Annotated in this window: 8 protein-coding genes; 3 read left to right on the forward strand and 5 right to left on the reverse strand. The window is 40.8% G+C overall.

Annotated elements, in window-relative coordinates; genetic code table 11:
• Positions 1-11: 11 nt before the first annotated feature.
• Genes AKG98_RS20855 through AKG98_RS20865 form a run of 3 tightly spaced genes read right to left on the reverse strand, consistent with a single transcriptional unit; the run spans position 12 to position 5397 of the window.
• Positions 12-1274, reverse strand: a complete 1263-nt coding sequence (locus AKG98_RS20855) for a CsiV family protein (RefSeq protein WP_067050763.1) — start codon at positions 1272-1274, stop codon at positions 12-14.
• Positions 1271-4747 carry a transcription-repair coupling factor gene (gene mfd / locus AKG98_RS20860; RefSeq protein ID WP_067050766.1) on the reverse strand — a complete coding sequence of 1159 codons (3477 nt, stop codon included), beginning with the start codon at positions 4745-4747 and terminating at the stop codon, positions 1271-1273. The genes AKG98_RS20855 and mfd overlap by 4 nt, the downstream gene beginning before the upstream one ends.
• A 50-nt stretch (positions 4748-4797) precedes the next feature.
• On the reverse strand, positions 4798-5397 hold the full coding sequence (locus AKG98_RS20865) for a hypothetical protein (protein WP_067050768.1): 600 nt from the start codon (positions 5395-5397) through the stop codon (positions 4798-4800).
• A 218-nt stretch (positions 5398-5615) separates the two neighbouring features.
• Between AKG98_RS20865 and AKG98_RS20870 the strand changes: the two genes are divergently transcribed.
• The 3 genes from AKG98_RS20870 to lolE are packed head-to-tail and all read left to right on the forward strand — an operon-like array spanning position 5616 to position 8801.
• Positions 5616-6842, forward strand: a complete 1227-nt coding sequence (locus tag AKG98_RS20870) for a lipoprotein-releasing ABC transporter permease subunit (protein ID WP_067050771.1) — start codon at positions 5616-5618, stop codon at positions 6840-6842.
• Complete coding sequence (gene lolD / locus AKG98_RS20875; RefSeq protein WP_067050774.1) at positions 6835-7554, forward strand: lipoprotein-releasing ABC transporter ATP-binding protein LolD; 720 nt, start codon at positions 6835-6837, stop codon at positions 7552-7554. Before AKG98_RS20870 ends, lolD begins: the two co-directional genes overlap by 8 nt.
• Positions 7554-8801 carry a lipoprotein-releasing ABC transporter permease subunit LolE gene (lolE, locus tag AKG98_RS20880; RefSeq protein ID WP_067050777.1) on the forward strand — a complete coding sequence of 416 codons (1248 nt, stop codon included), beginning with the start codon at positions 7554-7556 and terminating at the stop codon, positions 8799-8801. Before lolD ends, lolE begins: the two co-directional genes overlap by 1 nt.
• Before the next feature lie 60 nt (positions 8802-8861).
• On the opposite strand, the gene AKG98_RS20885 is transcribed toward lolE, so the two are convergent.
• Both AKG98_RS20885 and AKG98_RS20890 read right to left on the reverse strand, forming a co-directional pair.
• Complete coding sequence (locus AKG98_RS20885; protein ID WP_067050780.1) at positions 8862-9347, reverse strand: hypothetical protein; 486 nt, start codon at positions 9345-9347, stop codon at positions 8862-8864.
• A gap of 41 nt (positions 9348-9388) precedes the next feature.
• Complete coding sequence (locus tag AKG98_RS20890) at positions 9389-9817, reverse strand: hypothetical protein (RefSeq protein ID WP_067050783.1); 429 nt, start codon at positions 9815-9817, stop codon at positions 9389-9391.
• Positions 9818-9884: the final 67 nt, after the last annotated feature.

Consider the following 9884-nt stretch of genomic DNA (forward strand, 5'->3'; position numbering starts at 1 on the left):
AACGTTACCTTTTATTGGACCGTCTCTGTTTTTTCAGGTACTGGTGGCTCATACTTTCTGATTTGAATGAGCATGCCAAACATAGGGTGATCAAGGTAGTGAATCTCACCACTGCGGATCACGCGTAATTGTTGCATTGGATAGCTATTTAAGAAAGGCACTGTTTTATCACGTGGTAGTGCACTGTTAACGGCTTCGCCAAGTGATGTATCATCATTATCTGTCAACGCTATTTCGTTGTATTTTGCTTGCTTAGGTTCTAAATGAATACCGAGTAGTTTCAATAAATCGACATTTTCAGCGTTCGTTGTTACTTTTTCAGTCGTTTTTATATCCTCAACTTGAGTTGCAGGAATAACTTTAGTGCCTTCTTTACGTACAAACAAGTTTGTCTTTGCATAAAGATAATGTTCTAGGTATATCGTTAATTCTCCATCAATCTTCCAAACCGGAGTTGTCGGTTCTGCAGGTGTAACAGGTGTAACAGGTGTTGCAATCGTTTCAACCCCGCTTGTTTGAATGATAACACCATCATTGATGGTCGCTGCATTATCTAAATCGGTTACATTTGATTCATTGCCAGTAATAGCTGTCGTTATTTGTGTTGATGCAGTCGGTGTGACGTTCTGGACTATTGCATTACCATTCAGCTGGTATTGCTGCTGGTAATTTTGACCCGCGAACAGCCGAATTGGTATTGCGTCTTTTCGTGTTTTAGGTTGCATACGCCATGCTGAATGCAAAACAACATTATAATTAGCATGATTGTTGAGTGCTGAAAATTGTTTATTAAGTTGCAATTCACTTGCTGGCACAATTTGCAGGGCAGGGTCTTTGACGTTATTTTTTAAATTTGCACCATCAATGACAACATTCGTAGATTTAATTATATCGCTGTTTATATTTGTTTTAGCGACAGCCTGCTGACTGCTATCTTCACCGTATATAGGTAACGTATCGCTATCGTCGATAAACGTAGGTTGTAAGCCTGCTGTTATTGTATCGTTCGCGAAAGCTGGTGCATTGGTATTACCGTTGCCGTTTGGTGTGATCAAATTGTCATTGTTAATGAACAATGACATCGGGTCTTTATTCTGTTTTGAATAAGTTGGATATACAGCTTGATCCCAATGTTCTATCACTTTATCTGGGTTGACATTACGTTCGAATAAAATAACTTCGACTTCGAACCAACGTTCTTCTTCAGCGGCATTTACTGTAAATGAACTACCAACAGATAAACCAACTAATAAACTGATTAACGATTTTTTCAACGTTTAACTCCTGCAATCTTATTTTTTGCAAATTCAACTAGCATTGCTTCTACTAATTTAACACGATCTTTTGCATCCGGTGATTTGATTGCAAACTTTAATTTTGATGGTCCATCCATGCTATACACACGAGGTTGTTGCTGGATTAGACGGATAAGATAACCTATATCAACCTGATTATCTTCACCAAAGATAATATAGCCACCAGCGGGACCTATTTCAAGTCGTTTAATACCTAAAGGCTCTGCTTGTAATTTTAACTCGGTTTGACGGATTAAGTTTTTAGCATTGTCAGGCAATAAACCAAAACGATCAATGAGTTCAACTTGAACTTCACGTAATTGCTCTTCACTTTGACAACTTGCGATACGTTTATACAGAGATAAACGTATATTAACATCATGAATGTAATCATTCGGTAATAGCGCTGGCACACGCAGTTCAATTTCGGTTTGATTTTTAAGGGCTTCTTCAAGCGAAACTGATTTACCCTCTTTGATGCTTTTCACTGCCTGGTCGAGCATTTCCATATACAAGGAGAAACCAACAGAGGTTATTTGACCGCTTTGTTCATCACCTAATAGTTCACCAGCGCCACGGATCTCAAGATCGTGCGTTGCCAAGGTGAAACCTGCGCCAAGATCTTCTAATGATGCGATAGCTACAAGACGTTTTTTAGCGTCACTGGTGATGCGCTTCGGGTGGGGCGTTAATAAGTAGGCATAGGCTTGATGATGAGAACGACCAACACGACCACGTAATTGATGAAGTTGTGCTAAACCGAGATGATCTGCACGATCCATAATAATTGTATTGGCAGTCGGGATGTCGATACCTGTTTCGATAATGGTTGTACATACCAACACATTGAAACGTTGATGATAGAAATCAGCCATAACGGATTCTAATTCACGTTCTGCCATTTGCCCGTGAGCCGTAACAATACGCGCTTCCGGTAGGAGTAACGCCAATGCTTCAGCTGTTTTATCTATTGAGTCGACATTGTTATGCAAGAAATAAACCTGACCACCACGCATGATCTCACGCATGATCGCTTCTTTTACAATATTGTCGTCGTACTGACGGACAAATGTTTTAACGGCCAAACGCTTTGCTGGTGGTGTTGCAATGATAGATAAATCACGCATGCCATTCATGGCCATATTCAGTGTTCTTGGAATTGGCGTTGCGGTTAGCGTTAAAATATCAATGTCAGCACGTAGCGCTTTTACTTTTTCTTTTTGGCGCACACCAAAGCGATGTTCTTCGTCAATAATAAGCAAACCAAGATCGGCAAACTCAATTTTATTACTGAGTAATTTGTGCGTACCAATCAGTAAATCAACTTTACCGGCTTTTACATCAGCTAAAATAAGTTTTTGTTCTTTGGCTGTTTTAAAGCGAGAGATGACTTCGACACGTACAGGCCAGTTAGCAAAACGATCTTTGAAGTTTTCGAAATGCTGCTGAGCAAGTAAGGTGGTCGGTACAAGTACGGCGACTTGTTTGTCGTTCATCATTGCCATGAAGGCGGCGCGCATTGCGACTTCTGTTTTGCCAAACCCCACGTCACCGCATACAAGACGATCCATCGTTTTGTCTTGGCGCATATCATCCAGCACGGCTTGAATCGCTGTTTTCTGATCGTCTGTTTCTTCAAACGGGAATCCATCGGCAAAGGCAGCATATGATTCTTTGTCGCATTTATATTGAAAACCACTTTTAGCGGCGCGCTGTGCGTAGATATCTAATAATTCTGCAGCAACGTCTCGAACACGCTCCATTGCTTTGGTTTTGGATTTTACCCAACTATCACTGCCTAATTTATGCAGTGGTGCTGACGCTTCACCGGCACCGCTATAGCGGCTGATAAGGTGCAGTGCAGAAACAGGTACATAGAGCTTTGCTGCATTGGCATATTCAAGGGTTAAAAACTCGGTTTCCATCCCCGCGTTGGCAATAATCTGCAGGCCGAGATAACGACCGACACCATGTGCGATATGCACAACCGGTTGACCAATACTTAACTCAGTGAGGTTTCGTACTAGCGCATCGTTGTTTGCTTGTATTTTTTTATCGGTACGACGGCGCTGGATGATCTTGTGACCAAGCAGTTCATTTTCACAAATGATAGCGACATTTAAATCGTCAATAATAAAGCTGTTTTCACATTGACTGACCCAAATACCAATCACAGGTTTCGCTTTCAAAAATTTGGCGATGCTGGTGATTGCTTTAGGCTTTAGCTTGGTTTTTTCAAGTAGCTCTAACAGTGTTTCACGGCGACCTTCAGATTCAACACTGAAGATTATTTTACCGTCAAACCCTTCGATAAATTCAAGCAACGGCGCAAGCGGGGCTTTTTTCTGATGGTTAACGGATATTTCAGGTAAAGTGCTAAAGTTTAAGTTGGTATTACCTGCTTTTTCATTAATAAATTCATTGCTTAAGCTTACTTTACTGTACTGGCCAAGTGCTTGGAATAGTTCTGCAACAGGTAAATAAAGTGAACTTGGCGTAAGTAATGGGCGTTGTATATCATGGCGGCGGTCTTCGTAGCGTTGTTCAACGTCTTGAAAGAACACTTCTGATGCTTGATGTAATTCACCTACTTGCGCAATAGTAAGTTGTTTAGGTAAATAATCAAATAACGTGGCCGTTTCAGTTAAGAATAACGGGTGATAATACTCAATACCTGTTGGTAAGAAACCTTTGCTTACTTGCTGATAAATGGATTCAGCTTCGCGCGATGGCGTAAACAATGCTCTAAACTGCTGGCGGAATAATTCAATCGCTTTATCATCTGTTGGAAATTCGTGTGCAGGTAATAAGTTAATGGCTTTAAGGGTACCCTCCGAGCGCTGTGTCTCGGTGTTAAAACCACGAATTTCTTCGACTTCATCATCAAAAAAATCGATTCGGAACGGTGAATCACTGCCCATCGGGTACAGATCAAGAATTGAACCGCGCGCAGAGAACTCACCGTGCTCTAATACTTGGTCTACAGCATTATAACCACTGGTTTCTAAACGTTGGCGCATTGCATGCATATCAATTTTATCGCCAGTTTTGACGATCAAGCTATGCTGGGCTAAAAAACTGACCGGAGCGATACGTTGCATCAAGGTATTGACTGATACAATGATCAGCCCGCTGGTAGTCTGCTGGAAACGGTGCAGGGCATGAATACGTTGCGAAATAATATCTTGGTGTGGCGAGAAGTTATCATAGGGCAATGTCTCCCAATCAGGGAAGGTTATTAACGGTTTATCATCCGCTAAAAAATGACGCACTTCTTGTTCAAGTTTTAAGGCACTTGGGGTATCTGCAACAACCGCAAGGATAGGGGTATTTGTTTGTGAACACAGCTCTGCAAGTGTGAATGCGAGGCTACTGCCAACAAGGTTACCGTAGGCGATTTTATCGCCTTGTTTTTTCGGTAACGGTAAAGAAAGAATAGCTGTTGATTTCATAGTTTTCAGTAATCTAATCGTAATTGTTAGGGATTGTGTTGTTGGTCTATTTATTGACCATTTTCTTGGCGTAGCTCGGCACGTTGTTTAAGCTGTAGCTGTTGAATACGCAACGTCGCACGGATTAATATTTCTCGGTCGATATCACGGATCCGAGTATACGATGCTGTGTATTCAATGAGCGTGTCATCTGCATCTTGTTCCTCACGTGCAGAGTGTTGTTCTTCACGTTCAGAGATAGTGCCATAGCAATAAATAGCCGAAGAGTCATTGGGTAAGAATATCTTAATGCGTACTGCTTGCTCTAATGCTAAATCAGCATGCGCTAGAAACTTGACTTCACCGGCACCAAACATGGTCGAGTTAAAGCGAGATTCGGGGTAATCTTGCTGTGCGAGAACATAACCCATGATCAAATTTATTTTATTATTTTGCATCTGTAAAAAATCAGCAAGGGCGTCAGCTTGTTCGCCGATGTTTCGAATTGAGCGTAAGGCATTACTGTCTATTTCGGCTACGTCATTGGCCATTTTAAATGGAATTGGCATTTCGTTTTCGAGCGCCAATCGAGACGTTGGGAGTTGATCAATCGAAACTGGTTCAATATTGACAGATAAACTGTGCTTAATAGAAAAATATTGTTGAGTCACTTGCTGTCATCCTTTTCGAGATTACTAACCTGGCATTGTGCCATATTTATTTCCATTTATCTTGTTTAGTTTATTGTATTGAATTTTTAAGACGCTGTTTTAAACCAGAATAACTAATCGCTCACAAGTTGGTATGGAGACGTGATTTTACTTGCTCATTAGTGGTCATGTCTTTAGAATGAACAGCAGTTTTTAGCAAGGTATTCTTAATTATATTTATGTATCACCCTCTAAGTTTATTCATCGGCTTGCGTTATACTCGCTCTAAGCGCAACAATCGATTTGTATCATTTATTACCTTATTTTCGACAGCTGGTATCACCATTGGCGTATTAGCACTGATCACTGTTTTATCGGTAATGAACGGTTTTGAGCAAGATTTGAAAGTCCGTATTCTTGGCGCTGTTCCCCATGTAATTGTTACACCCAAAACAGATGCGATTGATGTAGAAAAAAGTTTGTCTGCATTGGCTAACGACCCCTTAGTGGCCGCTGTTACACCCTTCTTACAAGCGGATGCGATGGTGCAAAGTAAAAGCCAAATCCAAGGTGCACAATTACAGGGCATCGATCCCGAGTCCTATCCGCAATGGGATGTGATTCGTCAAAATATGCTTATTGGTGATATTTCATTACTGCAACCGGGTAAGTACAACATTATTATTGGGCGGAGCATGGCAAGATCTTTAAATGTTAAGCTCGGCGATAAAATTAGACTTATTTCAACCAAAGGCAGTGTATTTACGCCGATGGGGCGCGTGCCGAGCCAACGTAAATTTACGGTGGTAGGCATTTATTCTGTTGGCTCGGATGTCGAAGCCACACAGGTATTGGTTAATATTACCGATGCGGGTAAATTGGCGCGCTTAAAACCCTCGAGTCCGATGCAACACCGTGTGTTTGTGCATGATCCGTTTTCTGTTAATGAATTAGTCAGTCGTGATTTCTTTAATGATTTTGATTCAATGGATTGGCAGACTGCGCGTGGCGAGTTATTCCAAGCCGTGAAAATGGAGAAGAACATGATTGGTTTATTGCTGTTCTTAATCATTACCGTTGCTGTGTTTAACATTCTTTCATCATTGGTCATGCTGGTCACAGAGAAAGAAACGGACGTTGCTATTATGAAAACCTTAGGCATGAATCGACCGACTATTGTACAAATTTTTATTATCCAAGGTGCTTGGACCGGTGTGCTGGGCGCAATGGTTGGTGGCATGATGGGTATTGCATTAGCGGCTAATTTAAATGAGTTTATGTCCCTTATTGGTCTTAATCTTTTAGCGCAAGCATCTGGCGGTGCGCGTTTATTACCTGTTTTATTTGATTGGTCGCAGATCGCGTCCATTATTTTCGGTGCGATTGCATTAAGTCTACTCGCAACACTTTATCCTGCATTTAGAGCGGCAAATATTAAACCTGCCGAGGCATTACGTTATGAATAATTCTTTATTAGTTTGCAATAACCTCGAAAAAATTTACCAAGAAGGTAATCTTGATACTCACGTATTAAAGCAAGTGTCATTAACGGTCGAAAAAGGTGAGTTGGTTGCGATTGTTGGCCGTTCAGGTTCTGGTAAAAGTACATTATTACATTTGATGGGCGCGTTAGATACGCCGACCTCAGGTTCGGTATACCTTAACGGTGTTGATATTCACAGCATGTCAGAAAAGCAACAAGCGGCGATGCGTAATCAGAATATGGGGTTTGTGTATCAATTTCATCACCTGCTTAATGAATTTACAGCGTTAGAAAATGTGTGTATGCCGTTGTTGATTGCCGGTATGAAAGTGTCCTTAGCGAAACAAAAAGCATTAGCAATATTAGATCGAGTCGGGTTATCTCATCGTGTTGAACATAAACCAAGCGAACTTTCTGGTGGTGAACGTCAACGTGTTGCGATTGCACGCGCCTTGATTAACGAACCTAATATTGTGTTCGCGGATGAACCGACGGGTAACTTAGACCAAAGCAGTGCTGAAACGATTTTCAATTTGATTAAAGAGTTAAATGAGACTTGTGATACGGCCTTTATTATCGTTACCCATGATGAAGAGCTCGCTAACCGATTAGGACGTACTTTGCATATGGCTGACGGCGTATTAACAAACGAGAGTGAAAATCTGCAGGTAAGTACTGTGAAGGAGGAGGTATAATGTTTCGTCCGTTAGCGGCTTATATCGGATTGAGGTATACATCATCTAAGCGTCGAAATGGCTTTATTGCGTTTATCTCGGCGTCTTCAACAGTAGGTATTGCATTAGGTGTGATGGTATTGATCATTGGTTTATCTGCAATGAACGGTTTTGAGTATGAGCTTAAAAACCGGATCTTAGCGGTTGTGCCTAATGGTGAACTCGAAGGGGTGAGTGAACCTTTTGATGATTGGCAGAGCGCACAGAAGACATTACTCGCGAATCCCGAAGTTGTCGGCGCAGCACCCTTTATCAAACTTAATGGCTTATTACAAAAGGGTAATGAGTTAAAGGCGGTTCAACTTCGCGCGGTCGATAGTGAGGCTGAAAAGCAAGTCTCTGAGGTATACCGGTATGTTGCGCAAGGGACGTGGGATAGTCTTAATGACCCGACTAATAACCGACAAGTTGTACTCGGGCGAGGCATTGCAAAAGAGCTTAATTTAGAGCTTGGAGATACAGTCACGGTATTATTATCGCAGCAATCAGGGCAATCCTTTAAAGCACCACGCCGTTTTAGATTTACTGTATCAGGTATTATTCACCTCAGTGGTCAATTAGATAATAACCTTGCCTATGTGCCTTTGAGTGCAGCCCAAGAGATTCAAGATAAAGCGTTTAAAGCAGATGGCTTGAGTATTAAAGTGACTGACATTTTTGCGGCGAGCCGTATTGTGCGTGAAGCGGGTAATCAGTTAGATCATTACTTGTACATTCGCAGCTGGATGACAAGTCAGGGTTTCTTATATCAAGACATTCAGATGGTTAAAAGTTTGATGTACGTAATCTTAATTTTAGTTATTGCCGTGGCTTGTTTTAATATTGTGACCACGTTAGTGATGGCAGTTAATGATAAACGAGCAGATATTGCCATTTTAAAAACGATGGGGGCGTCAAATACATTATTACGTTTTATCTTCATCGTGCACGGCGGTATTAACGGTATTCTTGGTGTTGTTTCAGGGACGATACTGGGTATTTTAATCTCAGAGAATTTAACTGTGATTATCAAATTTATTGAAGGCTTAATAGGCCATGAGTTCTTATCGGGTGATATTTACTTTATTGATTTTTTACCGTCACAACTGGCATTAAACGATGTGCTGGTGGTTGGTGGTGTTGCCATGATTATGAGTGTAGTAGCCACTATTTACCCAGCAAACAAAGCGTGTTCGGTACAGCCTGCACGTGAATTAGGGAATAAATAAAGCCATGATTATATTTAGCATAATGTCTTACTGCTAAATATAATCATGTTCAAGTGACGACTAATATACGGCTTTAATTTTATTCACAAAATCACCAGCTTTTCGCGTAGTATAGTGACCTGAACTTGCAATTAGCACGTCATCATCGATTGAGAATTCAGAACTTGTATCTGAAAATTTAGCTTTTGGTTTTACAATGATTTCACTTAAATTTGCGATCTCTTCTTTGTAATCTGCATCAGATGCACAAATTTTAGCTAAAGCACCTAATGTGCTTACTGTACGATCTCCGGCGTGGCTTAATACCCATTCAGACTTATAACGCTTTTTAGCAAGTACGTCTTTGTTTGATTTGATCATGTCTTTGTAATCATCCCATTCAACATTGACTTCTAAGTCATCATTACCGCACGCTGCAATCGTTTTAGTTATTGCTGCTTTAATGTTTGACTCGGCGGCACGAATTGCTTTTTTGTCTTTTACACCAGCAGTTGCTGTAGCACTAATTGATGCGATGAATAAGCCTAAAATTATTTTATTTTTCATATCTACTTCCATTGTAATTGATTGATATATAGGGATGTTTACTAGAGAGTGTCGATTAAATCGGTGTAACTTGTTTCTGTAACATTAGGGGCATTTTTAGCAAGTGAAATCATAAGTACTTTGTTATTTCTGGTTACGTTATTTGTTGCGTCTTTATCTGAAGCTTTAACGCGGATCGTGTCGATGCTTTGTATTTCGGTCTGATAGTCTTTGTCTTGCTCGCAAAGCTTTGAGAGTGAATTTAAATAGTTTGTTAACATGCCTGGTGTGGTTTTAGCGTCTATTTTTTCAAAACTATTCCAGTCAATGTCGATACTTAAGCTCGTGTGGCATGCTTTAACTAAGAGGCTGTTAGCCTGCTTAATTTGTTTTTTTACCGCGATTTTACTTTCTGATAAACCTTGGCGTGCTAGATATTTAGATTGGAGCTTACGTGGGCTTGCAATATCTGCGGGGCCACTATAAACCATGTTAGTAAGTAAGCGGTTGGTTAAGCGGTCAAGCCTGATATCATCAGGCTTCTAGGCCTGCATTCCA

Origin of the sequence: Moritella sp. JT01, assembly GCF_001574435.1 — a bacterium.
Classification (GTDB): domain Bacteria; phylum Pseudomonadota; class Gammaproteobacteria; order Enterobacterales; family Moritellaceae; genus Moritella.

Coding starts and splice junctions, on each gene's coding strand:
- AKG98_RS20870 (WP_067050771.1), top strand. CDS start 5,616: ATGTATCACCCTCTAAGTTTATTCATCGGCTTGCGTTATACTCGCTCT.
- lolD (WP_067050774.1), top strand. CDS start 6,835: ATGAATAATTCTTTATTAGTTTGCAATAACCTCGAAAAAATTTACCAA.
- AKG98_RS20885 (WP_067050780.1), bottom strand. CDS start 9,347: ATGAAAAATAAAATAATTTTAGGCTTATTCATCGCATCAATTAGTGCT.
- mfd (WP_067050766.1), bottom strand. CDS start 4,747: ATGAAATCAACAGCTATTCTTTCTTTACCGTTACCGAAAAAACAAGGC.
- AKG98_RS20890 (WP_067050783.1), bottom strand. CDS start 9,817: ATGGTTTATAGTGGCCCCGCAGATATTGCAAGCCCACGTAAGCTCCAA.
- lolE (WP_067050777.1), top strand. CDS start 7,554: ATGTTTCGTCCGTTAGCGGCTTATATCGGATTGAGGTATACATCATCT.